The 19,794-nt window shown below is 56.7% G+C and carries 15 protein-coding genes and 3 tRNA genes; 12 read left to right on the top strand and 6 right to left on the bottom strand.

Features of this window, described 5'->3' with window-relative positions:
* Nucleotides 1–10: 10 nt before the first annotated feature.
* Together LBF07_RS13760 and frdA are read right to left on the bottom strand one after the other, a co-directional pair.
* Nucleotides 11–745: a succinate dehydrogenase/fumarate reductase iron-sulfur subunit gene (locus LBF07_RS13760; protein WP_023310124.1), complete on the bottom strand. Its 735-nt coding sequence runs from the start codon at nt 743–745 to the stop codon at nt 11–13.
* The gene (gene frdA / locus LBF07_RS13755) at nt 738–2,528 is read right to left on the bottom strand and encodes a fumarate reductase (quinol) flavoprotein subunit (protein ID WP_023310125.1); all 1,791 of its coding nucleotides are present in this window, start codon (nt 2,526–2,528) and stop codon (nt 738–740) included. The genes LBF07_RS13760 and frdA overlap by 8 nt, the downstream gene beginning before the upstream one ends.
* A 310-nt stretch (nt 2,529–2,838) precedes the next feature.
* Here frdA and epmA point away from each other — a divergent pair, with 310 nt between their 5' ends.
* Entirely contained in the window at nt 2,839–3,816 is a 978-nt protein-coding gene (gene epmA, locus LBF07_RS13750; protein WP_024907345.1) for an elongation factor P--(R)-beta-lysine ligase, read from the top strand.
* Nucleotides 3,817–3,860: 44 nt separating this feature from the next.
* On the opposite strand, the gene mscM is transcribed toward epmA, so the two are convergent.
* The 3 genes from mscM to rsgA all read right to left on the bottom strand — a co-directional run bounded on the left by mscM (nt 3,861) and on the right by rsgA (nt 9,322).
* Nucleotides 3,861–7,184, bottom strand: coding sequence for a miniconductance mechanosensitive channel MscM (gene mscM / locus LBF07_RS13745; protein WP_039261016.1), 3,324 nt, complete (start codon nt 7,182–7,184; stop codon nt 3,861–3,863).
* A 19-nt stretch (nt 7,185–7,203) separates the two neighbouring features.
* Nucleotides 7,204–8,172, bottom strand: coding sequence for an archaetidylserine decarboxylase (asd, locus tag LBF07_RS13740; RefSeq protein WP_033144458.1), 969 nt, complete (start codon nt 8,170–8,172; stop codon nt 7,204–7,206).
* Nucleotides 8,173–8,269: 97 nt separating this feature from the next.
* Nucleotides 8,270–9,322 carry a small ribosomal subunit biogenesis GTPase RsgA gene (gene rsgA / locus LBF07_RS13735; RefSeq protein WP_023334242.1) on the bottom strand — a complete coding sequence of 351 codons (1,053 nt, stop codon included), beginning with the start codon at nt 9,320–9,322 and terminating at the stop codon, nt 8,270–8,272.
* A gap of 107 nt (nt 9,323–9,429) precedes the next feature.
* Here rsgA and orn point away from each other — a divergent pair, with 107 nt between their 5' ends.
* The 4 genes from orn (at nt 9,430) to LBF07_RS13715 (ending at nt 10,472) form a co-directional block, all read left to right on the top strand.
* Nucleotides 9,430–9,975 (top strand): oligoribonuclease, encoded by a 546-nt coding sequence (gene orn, locus LBF07_RS13730; RefSeq protein WP_023310130.1) that lies wholly within the window; start codon nt 9,430–9,432, stop codon nt 9,973–9,975.
* 196 nt (nt 9,976–10,171) lie between these two features.
* Nucleotides 10,172–10,247, top strand: a tRNA-Gly gene (locus LBF07_RS13725).
* 37 nt (nt 10,248–10,284) lie between these two features.
* A tRNA-Gly gene (locus LBF07_RS13720) sits at nt 10,285–10,360 on the top strand.
* A 36-nt stretch (nt 10,361–10,396) separates the two neighbouring features.
* Nucleotides 10,397–10,472 (top strand) — tRNA-Gly (locus LBF07_RS13715).
* 270 nt (nt 10,473–10,742) lie between these two features.
* Here LBF07_RS13715 and queG read toward each other — a convergent pair.
* A complete protein-coding gene (gene queG / locus LBF07_RS13710) occupies nt 10,743–11,882 on the bottom strand; it encodes a tRNA epoxyqueuosine(34) reductase QueG (RefSeq protein WP_094935121.1) in 1,140 nt (379 codons plus the stop codon).
* Here queG and nnr point away from each other — a divergent pair.
* The 7 genes from nnr (at nt 11,881) to hflX (ending at nt 19,764) form a co-directional block, all read left to right on the top strand.
* On the top strand, nt 11,881–13,404 hold the full coding sequence (nnr, locus tag LBF07_RS13705) for a bifunctional ADP-dependent NAD(P)H-hydrate dehydratase/NAD(P)H-hydrate epimerase (RefSeq protein WP_094935122.1): 1,524 nt from the start codon (nt 11,881–11,883) through the stop codon (nt 13,402–13,404). The genes queG and nnr overlap by 2 nt on opposite strands.
* A complete protein-coding gene (gene tsaE / locus LBF07_RS13700; RefSeq protein WP_013095283.1) occupies nt 13,397–13,858 on the top strand; it encodes a tRNA (adenosine(37)-N6)-threonylcarbamoyltransferase complex ATPase subunit type 1 TsaE in 462 nt (153 codons plus the stop codon). Before nnr ends, tsaE begins: the two co-directional genes overlap by 8 nt.
* 16 nt (nt 13,859–13,874) lie before the next feature.
* Nucleotides 13,875–15,215, top strand: a complete 1,341-nt coding sequence (gene amiB, locus LBF07_RS13695; protein ID WP_033144462.1) for an N-acetylmuramoyl-L-alanine amidase AmiB — start codon at nt 13,875–13,877, stop codon at nt 15,213–15,215.
* 9 nt (nt 15,216–15,224) lie between these two features.
* Nucleotides 15,225–17,069, top strand: a complete 1,845-nt coding sequence (gene mutL / locus LBF07_RS13690) for a DNA mismatch repair endonuclease MutL (protein WP_094935124.1) — start codon at nt 15,225–15,227, stop codon at nt 17,067–17,069.
* Nucleotides 17,062–18,012, top strand: a complete 951-nt coding sequence (gene miaA, locus LBF07_RS13685) for a tRNA (adenosine(37)-N6)-dimethylallyltransferase MiaA (RefSeq protein ID WP_094935125.1) — start codon at nt 17,062–17,064, stop codon at nt 18,010–18,012. Before mutL ends, miaA begins: the two co-directional genes overlap by 8 nt.
* 85 nt (nt 18,013–18,097) lie before the next feature.
* Entirely contained in the window at nt 18,098–18,409 is a 312-nt protein-coding gene (gene hfq, locus LBF07_RS13680; RefSeq protein WP_023334248.1) for an RNA chaperone Hfq, read from the top strand.
* 74 nt (nt 18,410–18,483) lie between these two features.
* Nucleotides 18,484–19,764, top strand: a complete 1,281-nt coding sequence (gene hflX, locus LBF07_RS13675; RefSeq protein WP_023310136.1) for a ribosome rescue GTPase HflX — start codon at nt 18,484–18,486, stop codon at nt 19,762–19,764.
* Nucleotides 19,765–19,794: the final 30 nt, after the last annotated feature.

Genomic DNA, 19,794 nt, shown 5'->3' with positions numbered 1-19,794 from the left:
CATGCACTCCTTAGCGTGGTTTCAGGGTAGCGATAAGAAAGTCTTTCGAGCTTTCTACTTTACCCTGCTGAATTGCGGCGGCCGGGTCGACGTGCTTCGGACACACTTCGGAGCAGTAACCCACAAAGGTACAGCTCCAGACGCCGTTCTGGCTGTTAAGCTGCGCCATACGTTCTTTTTTACCGTGGTCGCGGCTGTCTTCGTTATAGCGGTGCGCCAGGGTAATGGCGGCCGGGCCGATGAACTCCTTGTTCAGGCCAAACTGTGGACAGGCTGCGTAGCACAGGCCGCAGTTGATGCAGCCGGAGAACTGATGATATTTCGCCATCTGAGCCGGCGTCTGGGTATTTGGCCCCTGATCCGGCGTGCGCGGATTACCGATGATGTACGGCTTAATGGCTTCCAGGCTTTCGATAAAGTGGGTCATATCGACCACCAGATCGCGTTCAATCGGGAAGTTGCCCAGCGCTTCGACCTTAATGCCTTTGGTGTACTCGCGCAGGAAGGTCTTACAGGCCAGCTTCGGCACCTTGTTGACCATCATGCCGCAGGAGCCGCAGATTGCCATGCGGCAGGACCAGCGGTAGCTCAGGTCTGGCGCCAGGTTATCTTTGATATAGCCGAGCGCATCCAGCAGGGAGGTTTGCTCGTCATAAGGGACTTCATAGAAAGCGCTGTGCGGTGCGGCGTCCACTTCCGGATTGTAGCGCACCACTTCAACCTTCATTTTTTGCATCTCAGCCATTCGCCTTCTCCTTCTTCTCGGCGGCTTCTGCTTCTGCACCGTACACGCGTTTAGCCGGCGGCAGCGTGGTGATTTTCACGTCGCTGTAGTCCAGACGTGTGGTGCCATCTGCATCGCGCCAGGCGAGAGTGTGTTTCAGGAAATTGACGTCGTCACGTTCGGTACAGCCTTCGTCCAGACGCTGGTGGGCCCCACGCGACTCTTTACGCGCCAGCGCAGAGTGCGCCATACATTCCGCGACGTTCAGACCGTGGCCCAGCTCGATGGTGTAGAGCAGGTCGGTGTTGAATACGCTGGAGGTATCGGTGATGCGTACGCGCTTGAAGCGCTCCTGCAGTTCCGCCAGCTTGTCGACGGTTTTTTGCATCAGCTCTGGCGTACGGTAAATACCGCAGCCTTCTTCCATCGACAGGCCCATCTCGTCGCGGATCTTAGACCAGTTCTCGTTACCCTCCTGGTTCACCAAATCTTTCAGGCGTTTTTCAACGTCTGCGACCTGCGCATCCAGCGCGGCACCGTTGGCTTCGCCTGCGGTAGCTGCCCGCTCCATCGCGCGCTCGCCCGCCATGCGGCCAAAGACGACCAGCTCTGCCAGCGAGTTAGACCCGAGACGGTTGGCGCCGTGCAGACCCACGGAGGAACACTCGCCGACGGCGAACAGGCCTTTAATACGGGTTTCGCACTGCTGGTCGGTTTCGATCCCGCCCATGGTGTAGTGCGCGGTTGGACGCACTGGAATCGGCTCTTTCACCGGGTCGACGCCGACGTAAGCTTTCGCCAGCTCGCAGATGAACGGCAGACGTTCCAGCAGTTTCTTCTCACCAAGGTGACGCAGGTCGAGATAGACCACATCGCCGCGCGGCGTGGAGATGGTGTTGCCTTTGCGCCACTCGTGCCAGAAGGCCTGAGAGACTTTGTCGCGCGGGCCGAGTTCCATGTATTTGTTCTTCGGCTCGCCGAGCGGGGTTTCCGGGCCCATGCCGTAATCCTGCAGATAGCGGTAGCCGTTTTTATTGACCAGAATACCGCCTTCACCGCGGCAGCCTTCCGTCATTAGAATGCCGGAGCCCGGCAGGCCGGTTGGGTGATACTGGACGAACTCCATATCGCGCAGCGGTACGCCGTGACCGAGCGCCATGCCCATGCCGTCACCGGTGACGATGCCGCCGTTGGTGTTATAACGATAAACGCGACCCGCACCGCCCGTCGCCATCACTACCGCGTTGGCGCGGATCTGGACAAGCGTGCCTTCCATCATATTCATCGCCACCAGGCCACGCGCCTGCCCGTCATCAACCAGAATGTCGAGGACGAAATGTTCATCGAAGCGCTGAATTTGTGGGAACTGAAGGGAGGTCTGGAACAGGGTGTGCAGCATGTGGAAGCCGGTTTTATCGGCGGCGAACCAGGTGCGTTCAATCTTCATACCGCCAAAGCGGCGAACGTTGACGCTGCCGTCAGGACGGCGGCTCCACGGACATCCCCACTGTTCAAGCTGGGTCATTTCCGTTGGACAATGATGCACAAAGTAGTCAACGACATCCTGTTCGCAAAGCCAGTCGCCCCCTGCAACCGTGTCGTGGAAATGGTATTCAAAGCTGTCATGATCCTGCGCAACGGCGGCGGACCCTCCTTCTGCTGCCACTGTGTGACTACGCATTGGATAGACTTTTGAAATCAATGCGATTTTAGCGTTGGGATTAGCTTGTGCTGCAGCAATCGCAGCACGTAATCCAGCCCCGCCAGCGCCTATTACGGCAAGATCGGCTTGAAAAGTTTGCACGACATTCCTCCAGATTTTTGTTATTTCGCAACGCGACAAACTAAAGGTAGTTCACCCGTCCAAAAGGACGATTGCGAAAGCGTTTCCACTGCTCCTTTATGGGTAAAACAGTATAACCGTGTAGATGTCAGGGAAATTTGACGTGTTCGATTTTTTTGCTGTTCTGTACGGCGATTTATCATGAAGATTGATGAAATACGTCACGAAAAAGTTCACCTAAATGAAATGCCCTTTTTTACTGCGCAAAATTTGTCTCTGCCCCTGCTAACGAGTAGACTTCGTGCCCTTGTCTGAAATCGGAGAACAACTCATGAGCGAAACGGCCACCTGGCAGCCGAGCGCATCCATCCCTAATCTGTTAAAACGCGCTGCAATTATGGCGGAGATCCGCCGTTTCTTTGCCGACCGCGGAGTCCTGGAGGTGGAAACGCCGTGCATGAGTCAGGCAACGGTAACGGATATTCATCTGGTGCCGTTTGAAACCCGTTTTGTTGGCCCCGGCCACTCTCAGGGCATGAATTTGTATCTGATGACCAGCCCGGAATACCACATGAAACGCCTGCTGGCGGCGGGGTGTGGCCCGGTGTATCAGCTGTGCCGCAGCTTCCGTAATGAAGAGATGGGGCGTCACCACAACCCGGAATTCACCATGCTGGAGTGGTACCGCCCGCATTATGATATGTACCGCCTGATGAATGAGGTGGACGATCTGCTGCAGCAGGTCCTGGACTGCTCAGAAGCCGAAACGCTCTCCTATCAGCAGGCTTTCCAGCGCCATCTGGAAATCGATCCGCTGTCGGCGGACAAAACCCAGCTGCGCGAAGTGGCAGCAAAACTGGATCTGAGCAACGTGGCGGATACCGAAGAGGATCGCGACACGCTGCTGCAGCTGCTGTTCACTTTTGGCGTTGAACCGCAGATTGGCAAAGACCGTCCGACCTTTGTCTACCACTTCCCGGCAAGCCAGGCGTCGCTGGCGCAGATCAGTACCGAAGATCATCGTGTCGCAGAGCGTTTTGAGGTCTATTACAAAGGCATCGAGCTGGCGAACGGCTTCCACGAACTGACGGATGCCCGCGAGCAGCAGCAGCGCTTCGAGCAGGATAACCGCAAGCGCGCCGCGCGCGGTCTGCCGCAGCAGCCTATTGATGTGAATTTGCTTGAAGCATTAAAAGCAGGTCTGCCGGATTGCTCCGGCGTGGCGCTGGGTGTTGACCGTCTGGTGATGCTGGCCCTGGGCGCAGAGCAGCTTGGCGATGTGATTGCGTTTACCGTAGATCGCGCCTGACGGCAGTTTACCCTCTCCCGTGGGAGAGGGTTGCCCCGCTTACCTTACAAACTTCCCGCCGGGCGCGTACGCGCCGCTGACGTCAGCGTTCTTCCCGTTTTACGCCCGTCCAGGCTTTCGAGACGCATCTGGAACGGTGGGAACGGCATATCAATACCGTGCTCGCGGAAGCCCGCCAGAATCAGCTGGTGGATCTCATGGCGCAGCGGCATACGGTGTCCCATTTCGGCGGCGTAGATGCGCAGCTCGAAAATCTGGATCCCCTGCTGTAAATCCACAAGGAATACTTCCGGCGCCGGGTTGTCGATTACCAGCGAACAGCGTTCAGCGGCAGTGTAGAGGATCTGGGTGACCTCTTCGCTGTTGGCGTCCGACGGCGCCGGTACCGTCAGCACCACGCGGGTAACGGAGTCTGACAGCGACCAGTTGATGAACTGCTCGGTAATAAACGCCTTGTTTGGCACGATGATCTCTTTGCGATCCCAGTCGCTGATCGTCGTCGCGCGGGTGTTGATCTTCGTGATGCTGCCGGTCAAATCGCGGATCGTTACGGTATCGCCAATACGGATCGGTTTTTCGAACAGAATGATCAGGCCAGAGATGAAGTTGGCGAAGATCTCCTGTAAACCAAAACCTAACCCTACACCAAGGGCCGCCACCAGCCACTGCAGCTTCGACCACTCAATACCGATCATCGAGAAGCCAACCAGCCCGCCAAACAGCATGATCAGATATTTGGTAATGGTCGTAATCGCATAGCCTGTACCCGGCGTTAAATCCAGATGCTGCAGCAGCGCAAGCTCCAGCAGCGCCGGGAAGTTGCGTACCAGCTGCGTGGTGATGATCAGCACCAGAATGGCAATCAGCACCGCCCCTAAGGTAATCGGCTCCAGGCTTTCAACACCCTGCACCGTAGACGTCACGTCCCAGAGAGAGATGTTCTCCAGGAAGCCGAATGCGGAGTGGATCTCTGACCACAGGAAGATGACCGAGAGGAGGGCAATCAGCATCAGTATGGAACGAACCAGGCGCAGGGACTGGGTACTGATGGCATCCAGATCCAGCTCGACTTCGTCCGCTTCCGTTGTGCCTTCCGTACTGTTGACGTGGTTTGGCTCTTCCTCACCCCGCGCGCGCTGGGCGAGGATCTCCGCCCGGCGATGCTTGGCTCGGTCAAAGGCCAGACGGCGGCGCTGGATCAGCATCCAGCGGCGGATTACGTGGTACACCACCAGCAGCAGGAACCAGATGGCCACCGAGGTTTCCAGCCGCGCCAGCAGCGCCTGCGCGGTTGCCAGATAGCCTACCGCAGCTGCCAGCATCGCAAACAGCGGCGCGCTAAGCAGCAGGTTCCAGAGCAGCCGGTTGAACATGTTTTCGCCGCTGCCGGATTTATCGAGATAGAGCGGAATACCCGCGCGTTTCAGGCTGAGCGTGACGATGGCCAGCGCCCCGCATATCAGCATAAAGCAGAGGCGCCCCAGCGAGCCTGAGAATTCCCGGTCGTTGAGATTATCGAACATGATCAGCGCCATAATCAGCGGCACAATCAGCCCGATGCTCATCAGGTAGTAACGCATGGCGCGCGCAACGCGATTACGCGGCCAGCCAAAGTGGGTGATAAACAGGCCATTGGGGCGCGCGAAGGTGGCGCAAATCATGACCACCCACAGCAGCGGCACCGTGGCGGTGACGCCATCGCCAATCGCGACCGCGAGCGGATAGGGCCAGGCTTCCCGCAGGCCATACCCCAGCGTCATCCACAGCACCGGCAGCGGAGAGGCGACAAGAATCGACCAGAATACGGTGCGCAACGTCAGCCAGAAGTGATCCTGGGTGACTTTCCCGACCCGGGAGCTGGAACGCTCCAGGAAGCGGGTGAAATGTCTGCGCGAGTAAATGCTGAAGCCCACCAGAATCAACGCCCCCAGCAGCGGGAAAATGGTCTCTTTGCTGGTAAACATCATCACGCTGGCCTGTCCCAGTTGGCTGACGGTGTCCAGCGAAATCAGGCGGCGCAGGTCCTGGACAATCTCAATCGGCCACGAGAAGGTCATCGGACGCACGTCGGACGTCCAGAAGAGATAACGGTGCGTAGCCTCGTTCACCTCTTTCAGCGCATCTTCCAGCTGGCTATTGGAGACTTTTAGCTTGGTCAGCTCCAGAATCAGCGTATCCCCGCCCTGGAGCAGAGAGTTCAGCAGCTCACGCTGGGTACGCAGCTGGGCTTCCAGAATACGGTTTTGCTCGCTGGTCAGGGGCTGGCCGTCAGCCTGACGGATCTGGCGGATTTGCGGCTGTTTATTGAGAAGATCTTCAAAGTGCAGGCGCTGAACGCGCAACTGGGCCATCTCGGTATCCAGCTGCTGCGGCTTCGGCATTTCCGGCAGGCGCGCGACCTGGGCGCGTAACGCTTCGCCCAGCAGGTTTGATGACCCGAGCCACTGGGACTGCTCGCGCAGGGTGTTGAGCGCCTGGCGAACCTGCAGGGTTTGATTGGTGGCCTGACGCTGCTGCGAGGCAACCAGATCCATGCGCTGCGCCTGCTGGTTCAGCGCGGCAGAAAGCTCGCGGTTGACCCTGAATTGTTCGTTGATACCGGCAGGCAGGTTTTCGCTGTTTTCCGCCAGCAGTTCGGTGCTTTCAAGGGCACGCTCGGCTTCGCGCTGACGCTGGCTGTTAAGCTGATTGCGCAGGGCCTGGAGATACGCATCCAGCTGCTCGCTCTGCTTCTGAGCGAGTTCAGAGCGCATCCGCGACAGCTCCTGGCGGTTATTGGCGGAAAGCTGCGCTAGCTCCAGCTCATCGACAAGGGCCTTCAGGCGAGCCGATTCTGCCTGCAGGCCCAGATTTTGAGCCTGAGCCTGTGGCGTATTGCCGCTTTGCGTACCCACGCGACGCTCAACTTCATTAAGCTGGCGGCGGGCATCGGTTTGCTGTTGCGGAAGCTGGCTGAGGGAGTCGGCAATTTCACGCGCTCGCTCCTGCTCCTGCTGGGCAAGGCGGCTCTTTTCCAGAAGCTGGCTGCTGACCTGCAGGATCTCCTGGTTCAGGGCGTCGGAGGTCATACCTGCTGGCACATCGCGCGGTTCGTCACGCAAATTATTGAGCTGCGCGCGTAGCGTCTGCGAGAGTTTGGGGAAATTGTCGATAACCTGCTGATACTGCTGAGCGCGCTCAAGAGAGCCTTTCCGCTCCTCAAGCGCGTTCAGGGCAGCCTGGAGCGACTCGACGGTCTCTGGCTGAGCGGGTTTAGCCGCTTTTGCCTGCTCCAGTTCCTGGGTTATCTGTTTGGCGTCGGGGGCTGTCGCTGCGTACGCCCCCATGCTGAGGCACCAGGCCATCAGTAGAACGATAATCGGGCGCACGTCAGCGATCCTTCTGTTGTTAGCCTTCGTCTTTTTTGTCGTCAACCAGCGGGCTGGCGTCGTGCTCGGCGTTGATCTCTTCCTGCGGTAGCGGCGCTGGTTCTGCATCCGGCGTAACGAAGGTTTCGGTAGAGACCGCCAGCGGCTGGCCCAGTTTGGTGACCGACAGGCTTTCGAGCTGTTCAGCCAGCTTCACTTTGCCCGGCGCAAACAGGTTGATTACGGTAGAGCCCAGCTTGAAGCGACCCATCTCCTGACCTTTCAGCAGGGCCACCGAGCCTTCCGCTTCACCGGCAGGCCAGGTCCAGCGTTTGATCACGCCTTCGCGCGGTGGGGTGATGGTGCCCGCCCAGACGGTTTCGATGCTGCCTACGATGGTCGCACCGACCAGAATCTGTGCCATAGGGCCAAATTCAGTATCGAACAGACAGATGACGCGCTCGTTACGGGCAAACAGGTTCGGCACGTTCTGCGCGGTCAGGTGGTTTACGGAGAACAGGTCGCCCGGGACGTAAATCATTTCACGCAGGATACCGTTACACGGCATGTGCACGCGATGGTAGTCGCGCGGTGACAGATAGGTGGTGGCAAACGTTCCGTTGCGGAACAGATCCGCCATCAGGTAGTTACCCGCCAGCAGCGCTTCCAGACTGTAGTTATGGCCCTTCGCCTGCAGGATTTTGTCGTCTTCGATGTTACCCAACTGGCTGATCACGCCGTCTGCCGGCATCACCAGGACGTTAGGATCGGTGTTCAGCGGGCGCACTTCGTCACGCAGCGGGCGTACGAAGAACTCGTTGAAGGTGCGGTAGCTGGCGGTATCCGGCTTCTGCGCCTCTTTCATGTCGACCTTGTAATATTTTACGAAAAGGTCGATGACCAGTTTGGTCAGCCAGCCCGCGCGTTTGCTTGCGCCCCAGCCCGCCAGGCGAGTGAGCCACAGTTTTGGCAGAATGTATTGAAGCGAAAGTTTAAATGCGTTTAACAAGGTAGCCTCCAGGCCATTGTTTTGTCGTTCCTGATCCGACGTCAAGCCGCCGGAACCTGAAAAAAGGGGACGATTTTAGCGATGCTTAGCTTAGTTGTCAGTTATCAGAATCAGAAAAGTTTTTACGCGTTTTTACGTCTTCCATGCTCTCAAGAATACGGTGGTAATTCTCGAAGCGGGTTTCCGCGATCTCGCCTTTCTCAACCGCTTCACGGATAGCACAGCCTGGGTCGTTATCGTGCTTACAGTCGCGGTATTTACAGGCGCCTAAATAATCATGGAATTCGACAAATCCGTTAAAGATTTGTTCCGGCTCAAGGTGCCACAAACCGAACTCACGCACCCCCGGGGAGTCGATCACGTCGCCGCCGTGCGGGAAATGATACAGACGCGAGGCGGTGGTGGTGTGCTGGCCCAGGCCAGAGACGTTGGACACATCGTTGGTCAGGATCTCTTGCTGGAGGCCGAGCAGGTTGTTCAGCAGGCTCGATTTACCTACGCCGGACTGGCCCGCAAAGATGCTGATGCGGTCGGTCAGCGCCTCTTCCAGCGGTTTAAGGCCATCTTTGGTGTGGCTGGAGACCATCAGCACGCGGTAACCAATCTTGCGGTAGATATCCATCTGCTCATTCACGAAGGCCATACCGTCGTCATCCAGCAGATCGATTTTGTTCAACACGATAATCGGTTCAACCTGCAGCGTTTCGCAGGCGACGAGATATCGGTCGATAATGTTGAGCGAAAGTTCGGGCAAAATCGCCGAAACAATGACGATCTGGTTAATGTTGGCGGCAATAGGTTTGACCCCGTCGTAGAAATCGGGACGGGTTAACACGGACGTGCGCTCATGAACCGCTTCAACGATACCTTTTACCGTAACGCCTTCCGCCGCCTCTTTACCCGGTCGCCAGACCACGCGATCGCCGGTAACCAGTGAACGGATGGTGCGACGGATATTGCAACGGTGGATATCCCCGTCGGCGGATTCGACATCGGCATGCATACCGAAACGGCTGATAACTACGCCTTCTGTCGCTTCACCAAACAGGTTGTCGTCATAATCCGGCTTCTCCGAAGTGGTTTTAAGACGGCGCTGGTGGTTGGCGTTTACGCGGCGCTGCTGCCCTTTGGAGAGTTTATTTTTACTCAATCGCGCTGGCTCCTGGTCGCCCGTAAGGGGCAAAACCTCTATGATACACTCTAATTAATACTAGTTAACCTGCTACTGCCGGTTATGCGAGAAGGGTGGAAAATAACATGAGCGCGGATGAAAACAACCTGATTTGGATCGATCTCGAAATGACCGGGCTGGATCCCGAGCGCGATCGCATCATTGAAATTGCAACGCTGGTGACGGACGCTAACCTGAATATCCTGGCTGAAGGGCCAACGATTGCGGTGCATCAGTCCGACGACCAGCTGGCTTTGATGGATGAATGGAACGTGCGCACCCACACCGGCAGTGGCCTGGTAGAGCGCGTGAAGGCGAGCACGTTCGGCGATCGCGAGGCGGAGCTGGCGACGCTTGAGTTCCTGAAACAGTGGGTTCCGGCAGGCAAATCGCCTATCTGTGGGAATAGCATCGGCCAGGATCGCCGTTTCCTGTTTAAGTACATGCCGGAGCTGGAGTCATATTTCCACTACCGCTATCTGGATGTCAGCACTCTGAAAGAGCTGGCGCGTCGCTGGAAGCCTGAAATCCTCGACGGCTTCAAAAAGCAGGGGACTCACCAGGCGATGGACGATATCCGTGAGTCTGTGGCGGAGCTTTCCTACTACCGCGAAAACTTTATTAAGCTGTGATTTTGCGATCCGGCGCCTTGCGTGGCCGGGTTTTTGTCGTTAAATTGTTCAGCTTGCCGATTAATTAAGCATTTGAACTTAATTTCGAAAAAATCGCTTTAAGGGGGGTTGCAGCTAAAAGGATTTCTCGTATAATGCGCCTCCCGTAACGACAGAGAATTACACGTTACGACAGCAACAAAAGCAGTGCAGATTTGCGGGAATAGCTCAGTTGGTAGAGCACGACCTTGCCAAGGTCGGGGTCGCGAGTTCGAGTCTCGTTTCCCGCTCCAAAATTTGAAAAGTGCTTCCAAAGCACGGACCACCCAAGCGGGAATAGCTCAGTTGGTAGAGCACGACCTTGCCAAGGTCGGGGTCGCGAGTTCGAGTCTCGTTTCCCGCTCCAAAATTTGAAAGTGCTTCTAAAGCACGGACCACCCAAGCGGGAATAGCTCAGTTGGTAGAGCACGACCTTGCCAAGGTCGGGGTCGCGAGTTCGAGTCTCGTTTCCCGCTCCAAATTCTTCTTAATCTCTAAAATATCCACAGCGAAAAGAGTCGTTGGGGACGTTTTCTATTGTCTCTGAAATACTCTTGTGAACAGAGTTATCCACAGAAACTACGCTTAACCGTAACAGGGTTAAAACTTAGCAGGGTGAATAATATCTTTGTAACGCGCTGTATTTAGTAAATAAATTTTCATTTCAAAATGTTATTGAGATCACTTGACCTCTTCTCCAGCCCAGATGGCGCTTGAGTTTGTAATTTTATTCACAGGCTGTGAATAGTTCAGGCATCCCGCGTAAGCCCTTTTTCAATCACCCGCACCAGACGCTGTTTCTTCGGTTGCTGCACCTCGATCGTGCAGGCATTACGCTTCTCTATTTGCTGCGCAATCGCCCATTCTATGTGTTCATCAAGAAGTGGGTGCTCACCTTTACGGCTTTCAAGCGCCTGAATATTGGCTTCATCCCACGGGGCATTACCCAGCGCGACGGCAACATTACGCAGCCAGCGCAGATGACCGATACGGCGAATGGCCGAACCTTCCGTCACTTTCAGGAACCAGGCTTCGGTCCAGGCGAATAACTCAACCAGCTGCGGCGCATGCAGCGCCTTACGCGGGCTGAAATCCTCTTCGTCCGTGAGCTGCGAATAGCGGTTCCACGGGCAGATCAGCTGGCAGTCGTCGCAGCCGTAGATGCGGTTGCCGATAAGTGGTCGAAATTCCTCTGGAATGTCCCCTTCCAGTTCGATAGTGAGGTAGGAGATGCAGCGGCGCGCATCAACGGTGTAAGGCTCGACGATGGCACCCGTCGGACAGATGGTCATGCAGGCCACGCAGCGTCCGCAGCCTTCCTCTACCGGGCCGTCTACCGGCAATGGTAAATCAATCAGCAGTTCACCCAGGAAGAAAAACGATCCGGCGTCGCGGCTGAGGATAAGTGAGTGCTTACCTGTCCAGCCAAGCCCGGCTTTTTCGGCGATCGGGCGCTCAAGAATAGGCGCAGAATCGACAAAGGGTCTAAAATTCAGCGAAACACAGTGCTGCTGAATAGTTTCCCCGAGTTTTTTTAAACGGTTACGCAAGAGCTTATGGTAATCACGGCCCAGAGCGTACCGGCTGACGTAACCCAGAGAGGGATTTTTTAGCGTGCGCGCAAAGGCCGCGTTGGCGGGCAGATAATTCATGCGCACGCTGATGACGCGTAACGTGCCCGGCAAAAGCTCGTGAGGGCGGGCGCGCATCATGCCATGACGCGCCATCCACTCCATTTCGCCGTGGTATTGTTTGTCCAGCCATGCCTGCAGTTTTGGCTCGCTGGCGGAAAGGTCGGTATCGGTAATGCCCACCTTCTGGAAGCCAAGCTCAGCACCCCACTGTTTTATTTTTTGCGCTAATTCATTGAGATCGAGGGGCTGTGACATGACGGACCATACGGTGAAGAAAAACCCCACAAGTATACCACATTCCATCTGGCATGCGGATGACCTCCGGCGCGCCGAAAAAGAGGCCGCAGACAGCCTCGGGATTACCCTTTATGAACTGATGCTGCGCGCGGGGGAGGCGGCGTTTAACGTTGCCCGCAGCGTGTACCCTCAGGCCGCCCACTGGATGATTCTGTGCGGTCACGGCAATAACGGCGGCGACGGCTACGTCGTCGCCCGTCTCGCGGTTGCGGCAGGTATCCGCGTGACGTTGCTGGCCCTGGAGAGTGATAAACCGCTGCCGGAAGAGGCCAGCGGGGCGCGGGAGGCGTGGCTTAACGCAGGCGGCGTGATTCATGCGCCTGATATCGTCTGGCCGGAAGAGGTGGATCTGATTGTTGACGGTCTGCTGGGTACCGGGCTACGCAGTGCGCCTCGCGAGAACATTGCCGCCCTTATTGAACACGCTAACAGACATTCCGCGCCGGTAATTGCCCTGGATATTCCCTCTGGCCTGATTGCACAAACCGGCGCGACGCCGGGGGCGGTCATTCAGGCTGCACATACGGTAACCTTCATCGCCCTCAAGCCGGGGCTACTGACCGGTAAAGCACGAGACGTTGTTGGCGTGCTGCACCACCATGCGCTGGGGCTGGAGAGCTGGCTGTCCGGGCAGGAAACGCACCTCGCGCGTTTTGATGCTTCGCAGCTTGCGGCGTGGCTCCCGCCGCGCCGGCAGACGTCCCATAAGGGCGATCACGGTAGGCTGGTGATTATTGGCGGCGACCATGGTACGGCAGGTGCAATTCGCATGACCGGCGAAGCGGCCCTGCGCTGCGGTGCCGGATTAGTGCGAGTACTCACTCGCATTGAGAATATTGCGCCGATCGTTACGGCCCGACCGGAGCTGATGGTCCATGAGCTTACGCCTCAGTCGCTTGAAGAAAGCCTGGAATGGGCGGACGTGGTGGTGATCGGCCCCGGGCTTGGGCAGCAGGCATGGGGTAAACAGGCCCTGCAAAAGGTCGAGAATTTTCGTAAACCGATGCTGTGGGATGCCGACGCGCTTAACCTTCTGGCAATAAACCCCGATAAGCGTCACAATCGCATTCTGACGCCACACCCCGGCGAAGCCGCGCGCCTGCTTAACTGCAGCGTGGCAGAAATTGAAAGCGATCGCTTACTTTCTGCTCAGCGTCTGGTAAAACGTTACGGAGGTGTTGCTGTTTTGAAAGGGGCTGGAACCGTTGTCGCCAGTGACGAGACGCAGGGCATTATTGATGCCGGAAATGCGGGCATGGCAAGCGGCGGCATGGGCGATGTGCTTTCCGGCATCATTGGCGCATTGCTTGGACAGAAACTTCCCCTTTATGATGCAGCCTGCGCGGGCTGCGTGGCCCACGGTGTCGCGGCGGATAAACTGGCCGCGCGTTACGGTACACGCGGCATGCTGGCCACCGATCTTTTTTGCACGCTGCGGCGTGTTGTTAACCCGGATGTGATTGACGTAGAAAATGACTAATCGAGCGATTCCTTTACCTGATGAACAAGCCACTTTAGAACTCGGCAAGCGCGTGGCGCAGGCCTGTCAGGGGGCAACCGTCATTTATCTGTATGGTGATTTAGGTGCGGGTAAAACCACCTTCAGCCGGGGTTTTTTGCAGGCGTTAGGGCATAACGGGAATGTGAAAAGCCCAACCTACACGCTGGTAGAACCGTACACCCTTGAAAATCTCATGGTGTACCACTTCGATTTATACCGCCTTGCGGATCCTGAGGAGCTGGAATTTATGGGGATCCGTGATTATTTTGCCAACGATGCCATTTGCCTGGTGGAGTGGCCGCAACAAGGTGCGGGTGTGCTGCCTGACCCGGATGTCGAAATTCACTTAGATTACCAGGCACAAGGGCGTGAGGCACGCATCAGTGCTGTTTCCTCATCAGGCAGTTCCTTACTGGCACGACTGGCCGGTTAAGCGTAGGGATGACGGGATGATAAATCGCGTTAAAGGTTGGTTGTTGGCTGCCACCGTGCTGCTGTGCGCGCAGGCCGGGGCGGCAAACCTCTCAGATATTCAGGTATCAAACGGCGAAAGCCAGGCCCGGATCACGTTCAGCTTTATGGGCGACCCTGAATATGCGTTCTCACAGCCAGACAGCCACAGCGTGGCGCTGGATATCAAACAAACAGGCGTGATCCAGGGGCTACCGCTGCGGTTCAGCGGCAACAACTTGGTAAAAAGTATCCGTTCGGGAACGCCGCAGGATAGCCAGTCGTTACGCCTGGTGGTTGATCTGACCGAAAAGGGCAAAACGAAGGCGGTGAAGCAGCAAAACGGGGCGAACTATACGGTGGTGTTTACCATCAATGCCGACGCGCCGCCACCGCCTCCACCGCCGCCGGTCGTAGCGAAGCGCGTGGAAGAACCGGTGTATACGCCGCGTCCTTCTGAACCTGCGCGTAATCCGTTTAAATCGCAGAACGATCGCATTACTGCGGCAACCAGCAGCAATACGGTGACGCGTCCTGCGGCCAGCGCGCGACGCGCGACGGTCAGCGGTGACAAAGTGATTATCGCCATTGATGCGGGCCACGGTGGGGAAGACCCGGGGGCGATTGGCCCTGGCGGCACGCGAGAAAAAAACGTGACTATCGCGATCGCGCGGAAACTGCGTTCGCTGCTCAATGACGACCCGATGTTTAAAGGCGTGTTGACCCGCGACGGGGATTACTTTATCTCCGTAATGGGGCGCTCGGACGTGGCGCGTAAGCAAAACGCAAACTTCCTGGTCTCTATTCATGCGGACGCCGCACCGAATCGTAGCGCCACCGGCGCCTCGGTTTGGGTGCTGTCGAACCGTCGCGCTAACAGCGAAATGGCCAACTGGCTGGAAGAGCACGAGAAGCAGTCTGAACTGTTAGGCGGCGCGGGCGACGTGCTGGCGAACAGCCAGTCCGATCCGTACCTCAGCCAGGCGGTGCTGGATTTACAGTTCGGTCATTCGCAGCGCGTCGGGTATGATGTCGCCACTAACGTATTGAACCAGCTGCAAAGCGTTGGCGTGCTGCATAAGCGCCGTCCGGAACATGCCAGCCTCGGCGTTCTGCGCTCCCCGGATATTCCGTCCATCCTTGTAGAGACGGGCTTTATCAGTAACAACGGTGAAGAGCGTCTGTTGGGAAGCGACAGTTACCAGCAGCAAATTGCCGAAGCGATTTATAACGGTTTACGTAAATATTTTGAGGCGCATCCTCTGCAGTCTGCGCCGCAGAGCGGCTCAGCACAGACGGCCAGCGCAGCGCTGCCGGGTGAGATGACCGCGACCAACTAAGGAGCATTCATGCCGATTCAGGTTCTACCGCCGCAGCTCGCGAACCAAATCGCCGCCGGTGAGGTGGTGGAACGCCCTGCGTCGGTGGTGAAGGAGCTGGTGGAAAACAGCCTCGATGCGGGCGCAACCCGCATCGATATTGATATCGAACGCGGTGGCGCGAAGCTTATCCGCATTCGCGACAACGGCTGTGGCATTAAAAAAGAGGAGCTGGCGCTGGCGCTGGCTCGTCACGCCACCAGTAAAATCGCCTCTCTGGACGATCTGGAAGCGATTATTAGCCTCGGTTTTCGCGGCGAAGCGCTGGCCAGTATCAGCTCCGTTTCGCGCTTAACGCTGACCTCCCGTACTGCTGAACAGCAGGAAGCTTGGCAGGCTTACGCCGAAGGGCGCGATATGGATGTGACGGTCAAACCCGCGGCGCACCCTGTCGGCACGACGCTGGAAGTCCTGGATCTGTTCTACAACACCCCCGCCCGACGCAAGTTTATGCGTACCGAGAAGACCGAGTTCGGCCATATCGACGAGATCATTCGCCGTATTGCGCTCGCCCGATTCGATGTCGCCATCAACCTCAGCCATAACGGTAAGGTGATGCGCCAGTACCGCGCGGTGGCGGAAGGTGGACAGAAAGAGCGTCGCCTGGGCGCTATCTGCGGGACGCCGTTTCTGGAACAGGCTCTGGCCATTGAGTGGCAGCACGGCGATCTGGCTTTACGCGGCTGGGTTGCCGATCCAAACGCGAGCAGTGCTGCGTTCTCTGAAATTCAGTATTGCTACGTGAACGGGCGCATGATGCGCGATCGTCTCATCAATCACGCGATTCGCCAGGCCTGCGAAGACAAACTCGGGGCCGATCAGCAGCCAGCTTTCGTCCTTTATCTGGAAATCGACCCCCATCAGGTGGATGTAAACGTTCATCCTGCCAAGCATGAGGTGCGTTTCCACCAGTCGCGTCTGGTTCACGACTTCATTTATCAGGGCGTGGCCGCCGTGTTGCAGCAGCAGGCAGCGCCAACGCTGCCGCTGGAGAACGACGCCCCTGCGCCGCGTCCGCTGCCTGAAAACCGTGTAGCGGCAGGGCGCAACCATTTTGCTGAGCCTGCCGTCGCGCGTGAACCGGAAGCTCCGCGTTTCTCCCCGACCGGGAGCGCACCGCGTCCAACGGGCGCGAACTACCCGAATGCCCAGCCGGGCTATCAGAAGCAGCAGGGAGCGTTGTACCGCAAGCTGCTGGAAACGCCCGCCGTGGAGCGTAAAGAGCACATTCCGCCCGCTCAGCCTTCTCTGGACGGCCATAGCCAAAGTTTTGGCCGGGTGCTGACGATTATCGCGCCCGATATGGCGCTGCTTGAGCGTGACGGCAAACTGATGCTTCTGGCCCTGCCGGTCGCCGAACGCTGGCTCAAGCAGGTGCAGCTTACGCCAGGCGAAAATGCAGCCTGCGCGCAGCCGTTATTAATTCCGGTTCGCCTGAAAATATCCCCTGATGAAACGAGGGTATTGCAGCGCGCAGAGCCGCAGCTGGCGCAAATGGGTATTGAAACTGTGCTCGAACCACAACATGTGACAATTCGTGCAGTGCCTTTACCCTTACGCCAACAAAATTTACAAAACTTGATTCCTGAACTGATAGGCTACCTGGCGCAGCAAACGTCGTTTGATGCCGCCAACACCGCGCAGTGGATCGCCCGCCATCTGGCAAGCGAACACGCGCCGTGGAGTATGGCGCAGGCCATTAGCGTGCTGGCGGAGGTAGAACGCCTCTGTCCGCATCTGGTGAAAACGCCGCCGGGTGGGTTATTACAACCTGTTGATTTACAAACGGCGATGAACGCCCTGAAACATGATTGACGCAAGTAAGGCGAGCCTGCCTAAGGCAATTTTTTTAATGGGCCCAACGGCCTCCGGCAAAACGGCGCTAGCCATTGAGTTGCGTAAAGTTTTGCCTGTAGAGTTGATTAGCGTCGACTCCGCCCTCATCTACCGGGGGATGGACATCGGCACGGCGAAGCCTGACGCAGAAGAGTTGCGTGCGGCACCGCACCGTTTGCTCGATATTCTCGACCCGGCTCAGGCGTACTCCGCAGCGGATTTCCGCCGGGATGCCTTAGCCGAGATGGACGAGATAACGGCGGCGGGACGTATACCGCTGTTGGTTGGCGGAACCATGCTCTATTTCAAGGCGTTGCTGGAGGGGTTGTCACCTCTGCCATCCGCGGATCCGGAAATAAGAGCGAAAATTGAGCAGCAGGCGGCAGAGCAGGGTTGGGACGTTTTGCATCAGCAACTGGCGGAGATTGACCCGGTTGCAGCAGCACGGATCCATCCAAATGATCCGCAAAGGCTTTCCCGGGCACTGGAAGTTTTTTTCATTTCGGGTAAAACTTTAACGGAAATGACGCAAACGTCAGGAGACGCTCTGCCGTATCAGGTGCATCAGTTCGCCATCGCCCCGGCGAGCCGTGAACTGCTCCATCAGCGAATTGAGCAGCGTTTTCATCAGATGTTAGCTTCAGATTTTGAAGCAGAAGTGCGGGCGCTATTTGCCCGTGGAGATTTGCATACGGACATGCCTTCCATTCGTTGTGTGGGATACCGCCAGATGTGGTCGTATCTTGAAGGTGAGATTTCATACGATGAAATGGTTTATAGAGGTGTTTGCGCCACGAGACAGTTAGCGAAGCGCCAGATCACCTGGTTGCGCGGTTGGGAGGGTGTTCACTGGTTAGACAGTGAAAAACCGCAACAGGCGTTAAACGAAGTGATTGAGGTTGTTGGTGATATCGCTCACTGAATGTGTACAATTGAGACGTATCGTGCGCAATTTTTCAGAATCGCAAGGTTCTAAGTACAAAACAAGCATATAAGGAAAAGATAGAATGGCTAAGGGGCAATCTTTACAAGATCCGTTCCTGAACGCATTGCGTCGGGAACGTGTTCCAGTTTCTATTTATTTGGTGAATGGTATTAAGCTGCAAGGTCAGATTGAGTCTTTCGATCAGTTTGTGATTCTGTTGAAAAACACGGTCAGTCAGATGGTCTACAAGCACGCTATTTCTACTGTTGTTCCGTCCCGTCCGGTATCTCATCACAGCAATAACGCTGGCGGCGGCACTGGTAGTAACTACCATCATGGCAGCAGCGCGCAGGGTTCTTCAACGCCGGCGCAGGACAGCGACGAGACCGAATAAGGTTTCGCACTGTTATCCACACGGGGAGCCAGGGATCCTGCGTTCCCCGCTGATCTTTTTAGAGAGGTTTACGCTTGTTTGACCGTTATGATGCCGGTGAGCAGGCGGTGCTGGTACACATCTATTTTTCGCAAGACAAAGATATGGAAGACCTCCAGGAGTTTGAATCTCTGGTCTCTTCCGCCGGTGTCGAAGCAATGCAGGTGATTACCGGTAGCCGTAAAGCGCCGCACCCAAAGTATTTTGTTGGTGAAGGTAAAGCAGTCGAAATTGCGGATGCCGTAAAAGCAACCGGCGCGTCAGTCGTGTTGTTTGATCATGCGCTGTCTCCAGCCCAGGAGCGCAACCTGGAAGCCCTTTGCGAATGCCGTGTTATCGATCGCACGGGTTTGATTTTAGATATTTTTGCTCAGCGTGCACGTACCCACGAAGGGAAACTGCAGGTTGAGCTGGCGCAGCTGCGCCATCTGGCAACGCGTCTGGTGCGTGGCTGGACACACCTTGAAAGACAAAAAGGCGGGATTGGTTTGCGCGGCCCGGGTGAAACCCAGCTCGAAACCGACCGTCGTTTGCTGCGTGGCCGAATTACCCAGATCCTTTCACGTCTGGAACGTGTAGAGAAACAGCGTGAACAGGGGCGTCGGGCGCGAACCAAAGCCGACATCCCGACGGTGTCGCTGGTGGGCTATACCAACGCCGGTAAATCCACCCTGTTTAACCAGATAACCGAGGCCCAGGTGTATGCCGCAGACCAGCTGTTTGCGACCCTGGACCCTACGCTGCGCCGTATTGACGTTGCAGACGTCGGTGAAACGGTGCTGGCGGATACCGTAGGGTTTATCCGCCACCTGCCGCATGACCTGGTGGCGGCGTTTAAAGCCACCCTGCAGGAGACGCGACAGGCGACTCTGCTGCTGCACGTGATTGATGCGGCAGACGTGCGCGTGCAGGAGAACATCGACGCGGTGAACGTGGTGCTCGAAGAGATCGACGCCCACGAGATCCCAACGCTGTTGGTCATGAATAAGATCGATATGCTGGACGATTTCGAACCGCGTATCGACAGAGATGAAGAAAACAAACCGATTCGGGTCTGGCTTTCTGCCCAGACCGGTATTGGTGTGCCACTGCTTTTCCAGGCTTTGACAGAACGTCTTTCCGGTGAGGTAGCTCAGCACACGCTGCGACTGCCGCCACAGGAAGGCAGGCTGCGCAGCCGGTTTTATCAGCTTCAGGCGATAGAAAAAGAGTGGATGGAGGATGACGGCAGCGTGGGGATGCAGGTGCGTATGCCGATCGTTGACTGGCGTCGCCTCTGTAAACAAGAACCTGCGCTGGTCGACTATATCGTCTGATCAGAAAGGGGATGCCTGAATAATTCGCCC

It is taken from the genome of Enterobacter cloacae complex sp. ECL352 (assembly GCF_020149545.1).
Taxonomy (GTDB): domain Bacteria; phylum Pseudomonadota; class Gammaproteobacteria; order Enterobacterales; family Enterobacteriaceae; genus Enterobacter; species Enterobacter asburiae_B.
This window is presented reverse-complemented; position numbering and strand designations above follow the sequence as displayed.

Bases quoted from the DNA above. Each gene is read 5' to 3' on its own strand.
- LBF07_RS13760 (WP_023310124.1), bottom strand. From the start codon at position 745: ATGGCTGAGATGCAAAAAATGAAGGTTGAAGTGGTGCGCTACAATCCG.
- epmA (WP_024907345.1), top strand. From the start codon at position 2,839: ATGAGCGAAACGGCCACCTGGCAGCCGAGCGCATCCATCCCTAATCTG.
- orn (WP_023310130.1), top strand. From the start codon at position 9,430: ATGAGCGCGGATGAAAACAACCTGATTTGGATCGATCTCGAAATGACC.
- nnr (WP_094935122.1), top strand. From the start codon at position 11,881: ATGACGGACCATACGGTGAAGAAAAACCCCACAAGTATACCACATTCC.
- queG (WP_094935121.1), bottom strand. From the start codon at position 11,882: ATGTCACAGCCCCTCGATCTCAATGAATTAGCGCAAAAAATAAAACAG.
- tsaE (WP_013095283.1), top strand. From the start codon at position 13,397: ATGACTAATCGAGCGATTCCTTTACCTGATGAACAAGCCACTTTAGAA.
- amiB (WP_033144462.1), top strand. From the start codon at position 13,875: ATGATAAATCGCGTTAAAGGTTGGTTGTTGGCTGCCACCGTGCTGCTG.
- mutL (WP_094935124.1), top strand. From the start codon at position 15,225: ATGCCGATTCAGGTTCTACCGCCGCAGCTCGCGAACCAAATCGCCGCC.
- miaA (WP_094935125.1), top strand. From the start codon at position 17,062: ATGATTGACGCAAGTAAGGCGAGCCTGCCTAAGGCAATTTTTTTAATG.
- hfq (WP_023334248.1), top strand. From the start codon at position 18,098: ATGGCTAAGGGGCAATCTTTACAAGATCCGTTCCTGAACGCATTGCGT.